Here is a 16,362-nt window from a genome sequence, read left to right on the forward strand (position 1 = left end):
AGCCTCGCGCCACCTCAAGGGCATGGTTTTGAGGTATGGCTGGGCTAATCCGATCCTGAGCTATCGCGGTCCGTCACCCTCAGAGCCTGCACGCTGACAGCCGCAACGAGCCCAGTCAGCACAATCCCTGCGAAACCGATCACCAATGACAGCAACCGCGCCGAAACATGTTTGGGCGTAAAGTCGCCATAGCCGATAGTGAGCCCTGTCACGAAGGTGAAGTAGAGGGCCTCGTCGATCCGCCAACTCTCTATGCGCCAGATCATAAGCCCGGACCCAACCATGACCAGGAGAATCCCCGACAGGATGGGCCAGACCACACGAAGTTGCTGGACGAGCGCCAAGAAGAACAGACGCCTCATTTGCCTTGCTTGCGTCTTGTCGCGTGTCTTTGCCGACATGATCTCCGACCTTTCTGCTGTTCACGGTCAGGAACGCCGCCGATGGTCACGTTGACTTCACGGTATAGCCGGCGGCAGGATGTACAGCGTCATGGCGAAGATTATGTATACCATCAACACGAGGACGCCGACGAACCATGCCGACCGTCCGCTGTTCGTGACGAACATCGCGGTTAGGGTCGCGATTAGCACCATCACCACGGCACCCGGCCAGAACTGCAGGTCCATCGGCGACGGGCCGACCAGGTAACTCAGCAGCACCAGCACGGGTGCAACGAACAAAGCGATCTGGGAAGCGCTTCCCAGCGCGATCCCCACGCTCAAGTCGAGCCGGTTCTTGCGCGCGCCGGAAAACGCCGAGGCCATTTCGGCGGCGCCACCAACCAGTGCGACGACGATAAAGCCGACAAAAGCAGGGGTCATCCCCAAAGCTTCGGCTGCCTTTTGAACTGACTCGACGAAGATCTCGCTGACCAGGGCCACGAGTACTGTGACACCGACCAGCGTGGCTAGGGCCAGTCTAATCGGCCACGGTGCTTCACCTGCTTCGGCATGCTCCGCCGCGGCAAAGACCTCACGATGTGTACGGAGCGAGAACAACAGGCCTAGTCCATATCCGACGATCAGCAGAACGGCCAGGCCAAGGCTGAGCTTTTGGGTGACCGCTGCAGTTGAGGTCGAGTCCACTTCTGCGACAGCCGAAGGCATGAGGAGGGCGATTGWTGCCAAGAAAAGCAGACCCGACTGAAGACGCGCGCTGGCTCTATTGAATTCCTGGAAATGGTATCTGAGTCCGCCGAGCAGGAACGAGGCCCCCAGCATGAACAGCGTGTTGGTGACGATCGCGCCGGCAATGGATGCCTTTACCAACGTGTACTCTCCGGCGCGCAGGGCGGCCAGTGCGATGACCAGCTCGGTCAGATTTCCCAAGGTGGCATTGAGTAGCCCACCGGCGGCATCACCTGTCTCGGCGGCAACGGATTCGGTAGCGTGACTGAGCAACCCCGCCAGCGGTACGATGGCAAGCACCGACAAGACAAAGAGCGCCGTGTGGGCTTCGGGAGTGAACTTCGCGGCGGCGAACACCACCGGCACAGCGACCAGCAACCAAAGCATGGGGCTTTGGCGAATCTCCGTCAGAAGGGGGCTCAACTGTTCACTCCTGTTCGGTCGCCCAGACGGATCGGTGTTTGCCCTGACAATGCACCTGGCTACGGGTAGCGATTATAAGATCCGCCGGCGGATAACCGAAACTCACACCATAGCCGCATTTGACGCCCTCGATGATACCAGCGCTCGACGAGATAGCAAAGCGTCGTGCGCGATCTTGTTCGGCCGCCCGGCATGGCGGGCTCAGGTTTTGGCCATACGACCTGCAGATATTGCTCCGGCGGGCAGCTCTGCTGCTGCGAAACGTAGAAGGCATAGATCTCGATCCGGATGTGGCCGAATCGATCGGCTTGGTTGCTGGCGAACTGAACCTGCCACGGTCAGAAGTGCTACGGACCATCCTGCGCGACTGGTTGATCACCGGTGGCCGGCTACCAGTCGATACGATCGACCTGAAACCGCGCTTGAAAGTGTTCCGAGTGCGTATGCAAGGCATCGGGCTGATCTATCGCCGAAGAGCAACGGGGCGTGAATGTCATACTTCCAACAGAATACTACTGTTTCTTGGTAGCCAGCCAAAGGCGGGGCTTTTGGGAGGAGACTCTGACCATGAAACGCTATTTGCCGATTGCACTCGCAGTTGCGATTATCGGTTTGACCGGCCACACAATGGCGGAGGAAGTGGACATGTCGAAGCTCACCTGCAAGGAGGTGATTGCTATGCGGCCCGCCAAGATTGCTCGCGTTGCCATGTGGGTGAACGGCTATGTCCATGGCAAAGCTGGCAACCCCAAAATCGACACTGACAAGACAGATGCCAATGCAGAGAAGATCGCTGCTTATTGCAAGAAGCACCCCGACGCCACGGTGGCGAGCGCGTTAGAGGCGGTCGCCAAGATGTAGCAGAAGATTAAATGAAGCCTAGCTGACGGGCGCCTGGACTCGACGGCCCGGTTAACCGGTGTCGGACCGGGCCCTGTTCAGGAAACGCACTGGCGGGCTTCCCTGTGACGACCCGGCTACTCGCGCCCTTATGCCTTGATGGCACTTAAGCCACTGATTGAATTTGCTGAAATGTGGTAGAGGGACACGAACCCAGAACTAACCTTCTCCGAATCTGTGTGACCAATGTTCACTTCTGGTACAGTCGAAGACCAAGCTCTGCACGCCCGCTTTCGCCTCAACTCAAACTTAGAGTCCATCTTTGCGGCTGCCCGAAAGCCGACATCTCCAGTAACCCACTGGGGGCGCGGGTTGCCCGAGTAACCTTTATGAGGAGTGCCGACATTGAAGCACGTATCGCGACGCTCAAGGCGGCGCTTACACTAGAAGGGATGAAACACGCGGTGTTTGATCCGACGAAATTGGTGGAAACGACACCGCGACTGGCACTCGCGCCAAACACACTCGGCATTTCAGAGACACTCCGAGATAAGTATCCTCAGCTTCCCTGAACTGCTCGACGAATCTCTGCGGCAAAACCCTTTACCGTGAAGCCCTCCGGAAGGTGGTCAATCAGCACAAGATCTGAGATTGCGTTCTTGGTGCGTAGCGGCAGTATCGCTTGATACTCAGGTGAATTGWACCAGGAGGTGGCAGCTGTTCGGTCTGGGAATTCCATCAGCACCACCGAACCGGGCCATGCACCTTCGATGACGTCAGCTTGGCCTTGAGCAAGCCACTTCCCGCCATACGGTGCGACAGTGGCCTCGACTTGTTCGAGGTAGAGCAGTCCTTCGACCTTCGGGACGTTCCCCGGAAGGCGAAGGTGATTGATGAGATAGGTCTTCATGTCGTTAACTCCTTGGATTATCACGTAGGAACATGGGCTGGATCGGGCAACAATCCGTTAGAGCCTTTCAGGCCAGCGGGGAAAGCTGTTCCTTCTCAAATCAGAGTGGCTTGCCTAATCGTCCCTCTCGCACCTTGTCTTTGGTTGAGCGGATCATGCCTGTTCGATCGCTACATCGGTGACGTCGATAGTGATTGGCACGAACCCCTGGTTTGCAACGCCGTTGGCATCATGCAAAAGGACGCGCCGTCGCGTTGGAAACACGAACCCTCCAAATCTCTTTGGGTCATACGTGTAGTGGGCAACAGGCGGGCTGCCGGTCACATCGGGAGAGTAGTCCATCCTCCGAAGCATGAACTTTTCATCATAGTAGAAGACCTGGTCGGCGTTGTGGTTGGCGATGCTTTCCGGAAACTTCACGGCAAGCCGTCGCCAGGAGTTGCGCTCATCTTCGCTCCACGGAGCGATTTCGGAAGCCTCGACGCCGGGATAGGTGAAGGCGAACGGCCCGGTGAGATAATTCCACACGGCCGCGCTCGTAAAGTAGGCCACCTGGACTGCATCCCACGGCGTACTGGCGCCATCGAAACCTGTCGGAAACGATTTGCGGGGGTTGATGCGTTGTTCGACCAACCCACCTTCAAGAGTAGTGATCGCAACACGTTCCGGATTGAGCTCCAACAGCGACATACGGTCGGGTCCGGTGAACGGCGCGAATGTAATGTACTCACGGTGAGGATCGATCGTGACTGTCTGGTCCGAATAGACGTCTGGCCACCCCCTCGCTCCCCAAAACGGGCCGCCCAGTGACATCTGTGCGGTGATCTTGGTGACCTGGGCCCAATTCTTGAGCCCGCCATGCGCATCGAGTACTGCCGTCAATAGCTTGTCCATGGTGTGTTCCTTTGCTTTTGGTTACTCGGTTTGCCTGCAGCCCGCCGGCTATTTCGCCTGAGCGCTTGCCGCCTGTTCAATCAACCGCGCGACCTCTTTCGGATGGGAGACGAACGGCACGTGGCTGGATTTGATCTCGGCCGTGGTTGCGCCCATGCGCCTGGCGTAGAACCGCTCAAGGTCTGGATTTATGGCCCGGTCCTGCTGGGCGACCAGGTACCAGGACGGGATGGTTTTCCAGGCTGCCTCCGCAACGGAGGAAGCGAAAGCGCTGCCGATGATGGGTTTCTGCGCCGCAGCCATCACACTGGCTTCAGTCACTGACACGTCTTGGGCGAAAAGCTCGCGGAACTGAGTCGGGTCAATGGTAACGAACCCTGCCGCATCGGGTATCAGCGCTGGGCCTAGCGAAGATGGGTACTTCAAGGTGTAGGCGCCAATTGGCTCGCCGGCTTCAGGTGCGAAAGCAGCGATGTAAATGAGTGCCTTCACATTTGAGTTTCCGGCCGCGGCACCCGTGATCACTGCACCGCCATAAGAGTGACCAACGGCAACAACCGGGCCCTTCAGACCCGCGATCACCCGCTTGGTCGTCTCGACGTCGCCGGCGAGCGAGTTAAGTGCATTCTGCACGGCAATGACGGTGTACCCATCGCGCTGCAGGATCGGAATGATGTGCTGCCAACCCGTCCCATCGGCAAAGGCGCCATGCACGAGTACGATCGTCGGTTTCACGGGATTGAAAGCCACAAGTCTTTCATTTGGTGCGATGGGTCGCTTCCCTGGCAACGGAGCCGGTTGGGCCCGAACCGCAGTGGCACTGGCCAGGCCGGCGGCGATCACTACTGCGAGCGATATCTTGGCGATGCGAGTTTTGGTCACGGCAAGGTTCTCCATGTGACGGCGCGGCCAAGAGCCAAGCCTATTTGGGAACAACGGTCGGTTTAGTATCCAACTTGCCGAAGGGCTTCAGACCCATGGCGGCAGGTGCGGCGCGCACAGCGTGCGCGCCGGTGATGTCACGTCAGTTGGCGCAGCGATCGAAAGGCTGCCCGCATTTCGACCGAGAAGAGTTCAGGCTCTTCCCACTGGGCAAAGTGGCCACCCTTGTCGACGACGTTGAAGTAGATCAGCTTGTGATAACTCCGCTCGGTCCAGCTGCGCGGTGCACGGTAAATCTCACCAGGGAAGATGGTCACGGCTGCCGGGATCGAGATATCCACGGCGTTGAAATTGTTCGCATTGTTCTCCCAGTAGAGCTGTGCCGAGGAGATCGCACTGTTGGTCAGCCAGTAGAGCGTGATGTCGTCAAGCATCTCATCCTTGGTAAGCGAACGCTCAGGTTCACCACCGCTGTAGGTCCACTGAGCGAACTTGTCGTACATCCAGGCAGCCAGGCCGGCGGGCGAATCCGTCAGTCCGTAGCCCACCGTTTGCGGCCGGGTGGTCATCATGCTGCCGTAGGCGCCATTCTTCGCAAAGAATGYGTCTAGCTGGTCATATGCAGCCTTCTCGTCGGCAGAATGACCATCCGGTGCCGGATCGCCAGCGCGCATAAACTTGGCAACTTCAGGGGGGACGGTCGCCGGCATGTTTACATGGATGCCAAGGAGCCCCGGCGGTGCCTGACGGGCCATCTTATCGCAAACAACAGAGCCCCAATCGCCGCCCGCGGCGACGTAGCGTTCGTATCCGAGCCGCTGCATCAAGACGTTCCAGGCAAGGCCGATTCGATCGGCATCCCAGCCAGGTTCCGTCGGTTGATCCGAGAATCCGTAGCCTGGCATCGAAGGCAGCACCAGATCGAACGCATCCTCGGCGGCTCCGCCATGCGCGGTCGGATCGGTGAGCGGACCGATTACCTTGAGCAGTTCCAAAATCGAACCCGGCCAGCCGTGTGTGATAATCAGCGGCAGCGCAGTCGTATGCTTGGACTTGACGTGGATGAACTGTATGCGCAGCCCGTCGATCTCGGTGAGAAACATCGGCAGGGCGTTGAGCGTCTTTTCCACCTTGCGCCAGTCATAGTCTGTCCCCCAGTACCGCACGAGCTTCTGGAGGTTGGCCATTTGCACGCCTTGGGAATCGTCCTTCACGGTTTCCTTGGCAGGCCACCTCGTCGCCAGCACTCGCCGCCGAAGATCGACAAGTGCTTCTTCGGGGACGTTGACCTGAAATGGATAGACCGCGCCTTCTTGTGCAGCTTCTGCGGACCGGACCGGAAGCAAACCGAACGTGCCTGCGACGCTCAGCGTTGCAATGGAAGCCGCCGCCGACAAAGTGAGAAAGCCACGCCGGGAGGGTGATGACAATGGGATTGCAGTGCCCGTTCGCGGCAAGGATAAAATGACGTCGCCACCCTGACTTTCGCCTGCGCCGCCAGTGCCAATATTTGTTTGAACTTCATGTGAGGTCACGTTCGTCTCCTTCTTCTGAGATTGTCCTTGCACATCCGCGAAAATCGAAAGACTGCCGCGATCACTGCGAGGTCAATAACGTCAGAAGGTCGGTTCCAAACATATGATACAAAGGTGTCGTCGATACTTAGGCATCAACGCTTGGGGTATATGCAACTTTGAGCTGGTAACGCATTGGCCCGAAACATTCCAAGCGTACGGTGACAATGGCACGAAACCGGACCAGGGAACACGAGTGTGCAGCACGGCATATCGGGCGTTCGTTTCAGTAGAGCGTCTCGAGTTTCGACAGCGCACGCAGCCGCATTGGCGCGGCCGATAGACTTAGGTCGACGGGCATGGACTTGTAGGCGTCACTCGGAGGCGCGGTGTGTGGGCGATGCTTCGCAGAGAGAATGTAGCGCGCACCTCAATGCCCGGAGCACAGAAGCGACCCACATGACGGTCAATCAGGACAGGCCGACGGATGACCGCCTTGGTTGTCATGCCTTCGCCGGAAACGAGGGGCGGAGCTTTGCGTTAATTTTTACCAATTCGGCAACAGAGCGAGCCTTCATTTTCTTCATCATCCGGCCTCTATGGGCCTTCACGGTGATCTCGCTGATCCCGAGTTCAAAACCAACCTGTTTGTTCATCAGACCGGATATGACCAACGTCATAACCTCCCATTCTCGACGGCTCAGTGTCGTTTGATCATCCCTTAGCGCCTGCAATTCGGCTTCCCGAACCATCGTTTCGCGGCTGCGCCCGATTGCTTGGCTCACAGCGTCCAACAGCACGTCGACATCGACCGGCTTCGTTAGAAATTCGGCCGCCCCGGCCTTCATTGCCTGGACCGTCATCGGTACATCGCCATAGCCAGTTAGGAAGATTATAGGCATATCGGCCCGGTCGGCCGTGATTTGCTTCTGCAGTTCGAGACCATTGAGGTCAGGCAAGCTGACGTCCAGTATTAGACAATTCGGAACAGTCGCGCGTGGGCGTGCAAGAAAATCTTCTGCCGACGCGAATGTTTCCGCCTTCGAGCCCGTCAGATTGATAAGGGCCTCTAGCGATTCCCGCACCGAGACATCATCATCAACAATGAACACAATTGGTGGCGGATGCGACAATGGGTTGCCTTTGTAGGTAAGCCAATTTGGCTAGTCGCGGGCTGTCAGCTCGGTGGAAGCGCTATGTTGAGGGCGTCGAGCAGTGCAGTCTGTGTAAAAGGCTTTGACAGGCAATCTACCGCGCCGTCTTCGAGCGCTCGCGAGCGAATTACCTCATTCACATGTGCAGTCATGAATACGATCGGGATATGCAGCCGGCGGCGTTTCAGTTCCTGCTGGAGCCCAGGTCCGGTCATTCCTGGCATGAATACGTCGAGAACCAGACAATCCGTACGGTCAATCCAATCAGACGCTAGAAAATCCTCTGCCGACGAGAAGGCCTGGACGGCAAAACCAAATTCCCTGAGCAAGTCTGGCAGGGACTCGCGAACGGACTCGTCATCATCGACGACCGACACGAGCGACTTCATTACCATTAATTCTTCCTCATTGCTTGCCCAGTTTCTGCATCGGCAGAGGTCTGGATGTGGCTCAAGTGATCCCTGTCTCTAAGACGCTGGGACTCTCGGGGGATAGAAAATGAAAACGTCGCGCCGGGTCCCTCATTCGGCGAAGCCCAGAGACGGCCCTGGTGGCTTTCGATGATGTGACGGCTGACTGACAGGCCAATCCCCATTCCATTCGTCTTTGTCGTGTAGAAGGCATCGAAAAGTCTCTCGACCGTTTGAGGCTCGAAGCCCACGCCTGTGTCCTGCACCGTGAGGCTCACATGCTCGCTTTCGTCGCGGTCTGTTCTGATCAGCAATTGCCTCGGCCGGTCGTCAACACCCTTCATTGCATCCGATGCGTTCAATACGAGGTTCAAAATGACTTGTTGGAGCTGAACGCGGTCGCCTGCGATCGGGGGAATGTCATCTCGAAATTCTGCACGGAGATTGACCCGATTTCTTTGCAGGTCGCTCGACGATAGCGCGATCACTTCTCGGGTGGCTTCGTTAAGATCTACCGTTTCCGTCAGAGCGTTCTTCTTGGCAAAGAGCGCGCGCAATCGCACGATCACATCCGATGCTCGTTTGCTGTCGCGAAGAGTGCGCTGCGCTGTCTCACGGGCTCCGTCGACGTTGGGAGGGTTCGCGGCAAGCATTATGAGGCACGTGCTTGCATTGGTCATGATCCCCGAAAGAGGTTGATTAACTTCGTGCGCGATCGATGCAGTAAGAGCTCCGAGCGTCGTAGCTCTGGCTACATGCGCGAGTTCCGACCTGACCCTGCCGAGTGCTTCCTCTGAGAGCCGGCGCTCAGTCACGTCCTGGACCGCACCGATGTATTCAAGCCGCCCATCTTCATCGCGGATGCCATGAGCAACCACATGCAGATACTTGACGGAGCGGTCAGCCATCAACAACCGGCACTCATACTCAAAGTCGCTGCCGGCGCCTCGAACCCGATCAATCATTTCGTTCAGAAGTTCGAGGTCATCCGGATGGATGCGTGATTCAAGCATCCGAACCGTCACGGGGACACGGTGCTCAAACTCGAAAATTCGATGAGCCTGCTCGGACCAGGTGATCTCGCTTGTCCCGACACGCCACGAGAAGCTTCCGGTCGAGCTGAGTTGCTGGGCCTTGGAAAGGAACGCTTCGCTCCGCTTTAACGCGCTTTCGCTGCGAGCTCGTTCGACCGCGATGCTTGCGATTTGCGAGAGCTGAGCGATGAGGTCGCGTTGGAAGTCCGTCGGAAGCCCCGGCTCATATTGATAGAAGGCCAACGCACCCAAGGCTTTTTGGTCATGCGAAAGGATCGGAGAGGACCAGCAAGCCTTAATTCCATGCGATAGCGCTAGCTCACGCCATCCATGTTTGTCCCACTGCATGTCGGTTGCAATATCCGACACGAACACCTGCTCCTTCGCAGCAGCTGCCAAACCGCAAGGTCCCGCTGCTCTATGCGCTGGTCTGCCATGCATCGTTTCGTTGTAGCCCGAAGGGAGGGCGGGGCCGGCGCCGTGCTGCCAGGTTGTTTCATCCGGACTATAGAAAAGGATCCCGCAATGGCAACCGCTAGCCATCTCTTCGACTAGACCGCACAATGCGTCGAGAACGACAGGGAGGCTGTAACCCCAAGCCACCATTTCGAGCAACCGCTTTTCATGCGCCAAAAGCGTTTCTGCCCTGTTCTGGTCGTCCTCGCTGCGCGTTCGTGCCACGGCGATGCTGGCGATGTGCGTCAGCTTTTGCATTAGCGACTGATGGAAGGCGGTGGGTAGACCGCCATCAGGTCTATAAATTGCAAAGGTGCCAAGCGCTTCACCTGTTGCGGCGACAATCGGCGTTGACCAGCAGGATTTCAAACCATGGGCTAGCGCTAGTGCCTGCCAGCCTGTGCCCTTCCATCTCGCGTCGGTCGAGACATCGGAAACGATAACCTGGATATTTTCACACACTGCCATCCCGCACGGACCGGCTTTCGAACTGACGTTCTTGCCTTCAAGGGCACCGCTGTAGCTGGCTGGCAGCCCAGGACCGATCGAGCGCTCGACTTTCAGGCCTGCGCGATCAAGGAGCAGGATCCCACTGACGCAACCGTTGGCCATTTCGTCAAGCAGTCCGCACAATTCATCCAGAACGATCAGAAGTGGTCTTGCGGATGCAACCATCTCGAGCAAGCGCTTCTCGCCGGATAGCAATGCCTCGGCACATCTGCGGTCATCGATGTCAGTTTGCAGGAGGTACCAGAGGACGATTTGACCTTCAGCGTCACGCAATGGGTATCCCCGCGTGTGAAACCAGCGGTATTTTCCATCTGCTCGGCGCAGTCGCGCTTCATGGTCGTAGGGCTCGCCGGTTCGGACGCACTCCATCCATTTGACCAGGATGGCCGGCCGATCATCGGGATGGAAGGCTTTGCCGAGTGGCCGGTCCTTCAACTTCATCTCATCGAGCGTAACGCCGATATAATCGAGCATGTATTGGTTGGCGTGCTCGAACTGGCCGTCCGCGGACATCAATGTAACGATCGCGGGCAGACCGTCGACGATCACGCGAAACTGGGTATCTTGTACGCGCAGCGCTTCTTCTGCAGCCTTGCGGTCCTCGATATCGGTGTTGATGCCACACCATTTAATGACATCGCCATTGTCATTGACCAGCGGACACGTTCGAAAATGGAACCAACGGAACACGCCGTCGAAGCGCCTCAACCGAGCTTCCAAAGCTCCTGGCGAACCGGAAGCAAGAATCGTTACCCAGGACTCAGTCACGCGTGGCCGGTCATCCGGGTGTATGGCTACGTGCCAACCTTGGCCGCGAGCTTCATCAGGCGAGAGACCGGTGTACTGGCACCAACGTTGGTTGACAAAGTCCGTGTATCCGTCCGGGAGCGCGCTCCAAACCAATCCGGGAAGAGCATCGACGAAGCGCCCGAGTTCGTTCTCCATGTCATCCTTTCGCGACGATCCGAGAAAGTCGCCGACGCGAAGGTGCGCCACATGACCTGTGGAGTCGATGATGCTTAGGTGTTGGTTCGGATGCCATGTCCGAACCGATGCGCTGCCGCCCGGCGAGAATTTCGTCAGCATTGCTGCCTCATGACGCAGTTGCCATGCCGTCGTTATAGCGTGGCCACCAATCCAGACATGTCGAGTATGCGGGCAAGAAGCATCGAACTCGCCGATGCTAAGGTATCGGCGACACGTTAGTCTAATAGATTCCCAATCTTAATCCACCGCATCTGGAACCCACATTTGGCTTTGACCGGACAAATGGAAATACATTTATTTCAGAAAGGATTGACCATGACACAGCTGGGAAAGCCAATATACACCGCAAAGACCCACACTGAGGGCGGTCGTGAACACGGCGCTGCACGCAGTTCCGACGGTCGCTTGGACATCAAGCTTTCGACGCCCGGTAGCCCCGGCTCTGGTACCAATCCGGAACAGTTGTTCGCTGCCGGCTGGTCGGCATGCTTCGAGGGGGCAATGGGAATTGCGGCCCGCAAGATGAAGGTCGCTCTTCCTACTGACCTGGCCATCGATGCCGAGGTGGATCTTTGCCTGGAGAGTGGCTCCTATTCCCTTCAGGCTCGCCTTAATGTGAGCCTTCCCGGTTTGGAGCGCGGCGTCGCCCAAGCTCTAGCGGATTCGGCTCATCAGACGTGCCCATACTCTAAGGCCACACGCGGAAACATCGACGTCATCATCACCGTGGCTGAGCCTGGCCTCACAAACATTCTCGCAAGGGAGCAGGTTTCGGTCGGCCCGGCTGCGGGCGATCTCCGATCAATCTGAACAATTACCGCAGCTATCGATGGAATAGCTGCGCAACCCAGGAGAAGGACTACACCATGAATATCAAAGCGATCTGTCTCGGTGCCTTTGCCGTTTGCGCTCTCGGGAGCACGGCAGTCGCCGGCGCACTCGATGCCGTCGACACAATTGCGGCATTCTATACGGATGCGTCGATGAAGACCTTGAAGCCCATGCCCGAGTTTAAGGCGGCCTTCATGGCCAAGCCAAAGCCCATGCGCGAAATGATCATGCGAGAATGCAACGACGCAGCGATGAGCAAGCCCTACGCCGAGTTCTGCGCCAACGTCAATGCCCTCCGCGGAATGCAATAGGTCGCTCGCGCCGCGGCGCAGTTTGAGGACGATGGTGAGCAAATTGCCCCCATCAAATTAATCCTAGCTCCRTCGGCAACGTAGTGCCGACGGTGACCGATGCCGGCCCAGACACTCCCCCGGGCCGCTCCTCCCCCAGCCTCCAGGCGAGCAGGCCGGCATCGGTCAGTTAACAATATAGATCCGCAAGCGCTCATGATCGCACTTAGGGACGCGTCGTGGCAACTGCTCTTCCAAATCGCGAGCAGCGTTTTGGAGGTCATAATATTTGGCCTAACGGCACGCTGATCAAAGCCGTGCTTCCCGCCGCAATCATAGGATGAGTTTGATTATGTCCATTACCGACCCTTCCGAGACAATCAACTGTGATCGTCGCCGTCTCATAGGCGCTGCCGCGATTTCCAGCCCGTGACGGACGGCGCTCATGAAAGGCCCCTGCTGCTTTTGGCTCCTGCCGGCGGCGATGTAACCGCCTGGGAATGGATAGATATGTCTGGTTGCACATATTCGCGAATTGAAAAGGAGAAAGTCGCACCGGGACCGTCATTTGCCTCTGCCCAAATACGGCCGCCGTGACTTTCGATGATGGAACGACTGACCGAAAGCCCTATCCCCATGCCATCGGTTTTGGTGGTGTAGAATGCTTCGAAAAATTCCTCTGGCGCGTGCGAGCCCAGGCCAACTCCGGCATCTCGAACGAAAAGGCGGACATCCCCGTCCGCGAAAGGTTCCGTTCCAAGCAAAACAAGTCTGGGACGGTCGTGGATGGCGACCGTCGCGTCGGCGGCGTTGCGCAGCAGGTTCATGATGACCTGCTGCAATTGAACACGGTCGCCGCCGACAAGAGGGAGATCGTGTGAGAGCCGCGTGTGAAGCAGCACCCGGTTTCGTTGAAGTTCGCCGGAAAACAGTGAGACAACATCGACTGCGGCCTCGTTTAGATCGACGGGCTCGATAGTTGCAGGCCTCTTCCCGAAAAGAGATCGAAGCCGTGCGATCACATCGGCCGCGCGATTTCCGTCCCGGATGGTGCGCCGCGCCGTTTCGCGTGCTCCATCGACATTCGGAGGATCTGCAGCCAGCATCAGAAGACAGGTCGCTGCATTGGTGACAATGCCTGAAAGTGGTTGGTTTACTTCGTGGGCGATCGACGCGGTCAGCGCTCCCAAACTCATGATCCGAGTCGTGTGTGCAAGCTCGAATCGGATTTTCTCCAGCGCATCCTCCGACAGTCGGCGTTGCGTGATATCGAGGACCGCACCAATGTACTCGATACGCCCAAAATCGTTGTGAGCGATATGTGCGATCATGTGGAGGTGTTTGACCGAATGATCGGGCAAGACGATCCGGTGATGAAATTCTAAGTCGCTGTCACCCCGTTGTGCCTTTTCGAGCATGTCAGCCATCAAGTGCACATCCTCGGGGTGCACCCGGGTGGCAATCCGTTCAAGCGTTACTAGCGTTCCGGGCTTGAAGTCGAAGATACGATAAAGAGGCTCAGACCATATGATCTCGCCCGTTCCAACTTGCCAGGAAATGTTCCCCATCCTGGCAAGGTACTGACCTTCCGCCAGGAAGGCTTCACTGCGTTTCAGATCCTCTTCGGCTTTCTTTCGATCATGGATGTCGGTATTTGTGCCATACCATTTGACGATGTTTCCCATTTCATCACGAAGCGGGTTGGTACGGAACATAAACCACCGGTACTCGCTGTCATAACGACGCAGGCGCGCTTCAGTTTCGCCCGGCAGCCCGGACGCGAATATTGCCTGTAGTGCTGCATTAAGGTTGACTGCGTCGTCAGGATGGATCGACGCAGTTAGATCCCAATACTCTGACAATTCGGTGGTGGGCTCCCAATCCTTGGAGCCCATAGAGAGGCCAACATAGTGGAGATAGTGCTGGTTGAAGAATTCAGCAGAGCCATCCGGCCGTGCCGACCATACCATGACGGGAATGGTGTTGACGATGAGGCCAAGATTGCGCTCGTTGTCCCTGAGGCTCTCGTCCGCTCGTTTTCTTTCATCGATGTCGATAAGAGTGCCATACCACTTACTGACATTACTGCTATCGCCGCGGTGCGGATGAGCTTGGGTCAAGAACCAGCGGTATTCCCCGTCACCGCGGCGCAGCCTCGCTTCAGCCTCACCGGACTTTCCCGAAGCCAGGATCGCCTGCAACGTTGAAGTCAAGCCAGCTATGTCGTCCGGATGGACTGAAGCCGTCCAACCCCAGCCTTGGGCTTCCTCACCGGTAATGCCGAGATAGTCGAGAAAATTGCGATTTAAGAATTCGACTGCGCCGTCCGGTTTGGCAGCCCATGCCAAGGCAGGGACAGCGCCAAGAATCCGTTGAAAATCTTGTTCGTCTTGGTGGAGCAGCTTCTGTCGAAATCTCTGCTCTGTCGCTGCCAGCTCTATCTCACGCTGCCGCAGAGACACCTCCGCCTGTTTTATGTAGTCGATTTCCGTGTGGATGGCATACCACTCGACGATACTGCCAACTTCGTCGAAGACAGGGCTGCAGTTAATTCTAAAATATTGGTATCGCCCGGCAGCGCTCCGCAGACGCGCCTCGATTGCTCCTGGTTCGCGTGACGCAAGGATGGACCGCCAGCGTTCGAGAAAATGTGGCAGATCCTCAGAGTTGGTTGCCGCCTGCCACCCCGCGGTGCGGACTCGCTCCAGGTCGAGCCCGGTATAGGTAGACCAGCTTTGATTGACAAAATGAGCCCGTCCATCCGGCAGAGCGATCCAAATCATCACTGGCAGCGTATCTAGAATACGGCGCCGATCGATCTCCATTTCGTCCCCTTCGCGATGCCGCGTCTGGTGCGTCGATGCCATTGAAACGGATGCGTTGGCCAGCGATTTCGACCGTGTCGCCATCGATGACAGAGGCGCGACCATCCATCGGGTCGGGGAGCGGTTCCGTCCAACTCGATATCGTGCGTTGAAGGCCGGCGCCGTGTTGCATGACGAACTGCATCGCGAAGGCGGCTATCGCGGCCACGGTCACGAAAACGAGCCGCATCGGCACGCCGGCGAGGCTGCGCCAGCGATAGCGCCTCGCACCAGTGTGCTTACGCCACTGGTTAGACCGATTGCCAAGGTGACGGTAGACCTTGCCCACGCCCCTCTCTCCCCGGAGGGCAGAATGCTTCCAATCGGCGGTTGAGTCCATCCATGAGAGATCGCTAAATCGTAGTAGGCTGGAGGCGGTTTGATGCGCGATCGCGAACTGACAGAGCGACCGGGCAAGGGCTGGACACGGTGGGCCGACGGTGTCGGCGAGTACGATATCGAGCGCACATGGTGGCAAGCGAAGGCGCTGCATTTCCCGAAATTGAACGTCTCATGCTGGTTCGACGGGTCCGAAATGGTCGGGCTAGAGCATTTGGGCTTTCGAGAGCCGAAAGAAGGCCCGCCAGACCGGCGAGTAAATAGACGGCAAGCGAGAAGCTTATTGCTATGGCAATGATCGATAGAGCGCTTAACCAGGCCGGCACTTGATTTGACTCGCAAATCTTTAGGCATGGAGTACGCTTTTCCGGCGATGCTAGAGGGGTATCCCTATGGTGATAGCTGTCGTCTCGGAATTGTGGCCTTACCCGGAGCGGCGCGCGGAATACGAGGCGTTGGCGAAGGAAATACGCCCGCTACTTGAAGCTATTGATGGCTTCATATCGGCAGAGCGGTTTGAGAGTTCCACAGAGCCAGGAAAGTACCTGTCCTTCTCACTCTGGCGCGACGAAGCTGCTTTGGCGCGCTGGCGCAATCTCGAAGAACATCGCGTGATTATGGCTAAGGGCCGTGGCGGCATACTCCGCGACTATCACATACGGGCGACCAGCGTCCTTTGGGATTATAGTTTGGAAAACCGCACAGAGGCACCTGCGGACTCGCGCGCATTGTATGGCTAGGCGCTACCCAAGGAGACTCGAAAAATCTTACCTTTGGTGGTCAGGGCGGTGGGCAACCCGCCCTCTTGGCCCATTCGACAAATCCGGCCAGATGGACATGTCCGCGGCATCGCAATACAATTACGGATAGTTCCTGCCTTGGGAGCCATCGCAC

At 57.4% G+C, this 16,362-nt stretch carries 14 protein-coding genes and 1 pseudogene; 5 read left to right on the forward strand and 10 right to left on the reverse strand.

Translation table 11 applies throughout. The features are described from left to right. Nucleotides 1-44: 44 nt before the first annotated feature. Nucleotides 45-401 carry a potassium channel family protein gene (locus tag AC1D0I_RS26960; protein ID WP_477398923.1) on the reverse strand — a complete coding sequence of 119 codons (357 nt, stop codon included), beginning with the start codon at nt 399-401 and terminating at the stop codon, nt 45-47. Between the two features lie 57 nt (nt 402-458). Continuing rightward, nucleotides 459-1,553, reverse strand: a complete 1,095-nt coding sequence (gene cax, locus AC1D0I_RS26965; protein WP_477398925.1) for a calcium/proton exchanger — start codon at nt 1,551-1,553, stop codon at nt 459-461. 567 nt (nt 1,554-2,120) lie between these two features. Between cax and AC1D0I_RS26970 the strand changes: the two genes are divergently transcribed. Then, complete coding sequence (locus AC1D0I_RS26970; RefSeq protein ID WP_477398927.1) at nt 2,121-2,414, forward strand: HdeA/HdeB family chaperone; 294 nt, start codon at nt 2,121-2,123, stop codon at nt 2,412-2,414. 538 nt (nt 2,415-2,952) lie between these two features. On the opposite strand, the gene AC1D0I_RS26975 is transcribed toward AC1D0I_RS26970, so the two are convergent. The 7 genes from AC1D0I_RS26975 to AC1D0I_RS27005 form a co-directional block, all read right to left on the reverse strand. Next, nucleotides 2,953-3,303, reverse strand: a complete 351-nt coding sequence (locus tag AC1D0I_RS26975; RefSeq protein ID WP_477398929.1) for a DUF1330 domain-containing protein — start codon at nt 3,301-3,303, stop codon at nt 2,953-2,955. A gap of 153 nt (nt 3,304-3,456) precedes the next feature. Then, the gene (locus AC1D0I_RS26980; protein WP_477398931.1) at nt 3,457-4,197 is read right to left on the reverse strand and encodes a hypothetical protein; all 741 of its coding nucleotides are present in this window, start codon (nt 4,195-4,197) and stop codon (nt 3,457-3,459) included. Nucleotides 4,198-4,245: 48 nt separating this feature from the next. Next, on the reverse strand, nt 4,246-5,079 hold the full coding sequence (locus AC1D0I_RS26985) for an alpha/beta fold hydrolase (protein ID WP_477398933.1): 834 nt from the start codon (nt 5,077-5,079) through the stop codon (nt 4,246-4,248). 137 nt (nt 5,080-5,216) lie between these two features. Beyond that, entirely contained in the window at nt 5,217-6,515 is a 1,299-nt protein-coding gene (locus tag AC1D0I_RS26990) for an epoxide hydrolase family protein (protein WP_477398951.1), read from the reverse strand. Nucleotides 6,516-7,096: 581 nt separating this feature from the next. Next, nucleotides 7,097-7,726: a response regulator transcription factor gene (locus AC1D0I_RS26995; protein WP_477398935.1), complete on the reverse strand. Its 630-nt coding sequence runs from the start codon at nt 7,724-7,726 to the stop codon at nt 7,097-7,099. A gap of 44 nt (nt 7,727-7,770) precedes the next feature. Then, nucleotides 7,771-8,142 (reverse strand): response regulator, encoded by a 372-nt coding sequence (locus tag AC1D0I_RS27000; protein WP_477398937.1) that lies wholly within the window; start codon nt 8,140-8,142, stop codon nt 7,771-7,773. Beyond that, entirely contained in the window at nt 8,142-11,243 is a 3,102-nt protein-coding gene (locus tag AC1D0I_RS27005) for a PAS domain-containing protein (RefSeq protein ID WP_477398939.1), read from the reverse strand. The genes AC1D0I_RS27000 and AC1D0I_RS27005 overlap by 1 nt, the downstream gene beginning before the upstream one ends. A gap of 216 nt (nt 11,244-11,459) precedes the next feature. On the opposite strand from AC1D0I_RS27005, the pseudogene AC1D0I_RS27010 reads away from it, so the two are divergent. Together AC1D0I_RS27010 and AC1D0I_RS27015 are read left to right on the forward strand one after the other, a co-directional pair. After that, a pseudogene (locus AC1D0I_RS27010) lies at nt 11,460-11,873 on the forward strand (organic hydroperoxide resistance protein); the annotation flags it as partial. 137 nt (nt 11,874-12,010) lie between these two features. Then, nucleotides 12,011-12,286, forward strand: coding sequence for a hypothetical protein (locus tag AC1D0I_RS27015; protein WP_477398941.1), 276 nt, complete (start codon nt 12,011-12,013; stop codon nt 12,284-12,286). Between the two features lie 422 nt (nt 12,287-12,708). Here the strand turns inward: AC1D0I_RS27015 and AC1D0I_RS27020 are convergent, their stop codons facing one another. Beyond that, entirely contained in the window at nt 12,709-15,195 is a 2,487-nt protein-coding gene (locus tag AC1D0I_RS27020) for a PAS domain-containing sensor histidine kinase (RefSeq protein ID WP_477398943.1), read from the reverse strand. Between the two features lie 316 nt (nt 15,196-15,511). Here AC1D0I_RS27020 and AC1D0I_RS27025 point away from each other — a divergent pair, with 316 nt between their 5' ends. Next, nucleotides 15,512-15,766: a hypothetical protein gene (locus tag AC1D0I_RS27025; protein ID WP_477398945.1), complete on the forward strand. Its 255-nt coding sequence runs from the start codon at nt 15,512-15,514 to the stop codon at nt 15,764-15,766. Between the two features lie 94 nt (nt 15,767-15,860). Beyond that, nucleotides 15,861-16,208 (forward strand): antibiotic biosynthesis monooxygenase family protein, encoded by a 348-nt coding sequence (locus tag AC1D0I_RS27030; protein ID WP_477398947.1) that lies wholly within the window; start codon nt 15,861-15,863, stop codon nt 16,206-16,208. Nucleotides 16,209-16,362 lie beyond the last annotated feature (154 nt).

This window comes from Mesorhizobium sp. P2_D1 (genome assembly GCF_056404455.1).

What these genes read in the sequence shown, in the direction of transcription:
- AC1D0I_RS26960 (WP_477398923.1), bottom strand. Translation starts at nt 401, where the DNA reads ATGTCGGCAAAGACACGCGACAAGACGCAAGCAAGGCAAATGAGGCGT.
- AC1D0I_RS26970 (WP_477398927.1), top strand. Translation starts at nt 2,121, where the DNA reads ATGAAACGCTATTTGCCGATTGCACTCGCAGTTGCGATTATCGGTTTG.
- AC1D0I_RS26980 (WP_477398931.1), bottom strand. Translation starts at nt 4,197, where the DNA reads ATGGACAAGCTATTGACGGCAGTACTCGATGCGCATGGCGGGCTCAAG.
- AC1D0I_RS27000 (WP_477398937.1), bottom strand. Translation starts at nt 8,142, where the DNA reads ATGGTAATGAAGTCGCTCGTGTCGGTCGTCGATGATGACGAGTCCGTT.
- AC1D0I_RS27005 (WP_477398939.1), bottom strand. Translation starts at nt 11,243, where the DNA reads ATGCTGACGAAATTCTCGCCGGGCGGCAGCGCATCGGTTCGGACATGG.
- AC1D0I_RS27015 (WP_477398941.1), top strand. Translation starts at nt 12,011, where the DNA reads ATGAATATCAAAGCGATCTGTCTCGGTGCCTTTGCCGTTTGCGCTCTC.
- AC1D0I_RS27020 (WP_477398943.1), bottom strand. Translation starts at nt 15,195, where the DNA reads ATGGTCGCGCCTCTGTCATCGATGGCGACACGGTCGAAATCGCTGGCC.
- AC1D0I_RS27025 (WP_477398945.1), top strand. Translation starts at nt 15,512, where the DNA reads ATGCGCGATCGCGAACTGACAGAGCGACCGGGCAAGGGCTGGACACGG.
- AC1D0I_RS27030 (WP_477398947.1), top strand. Translation starts at nt 15,861, where the DNA reads ATGGTGATAGCTGTCGTCTCGGAATTGTGGCCTTACCCGGAGCGGCGC.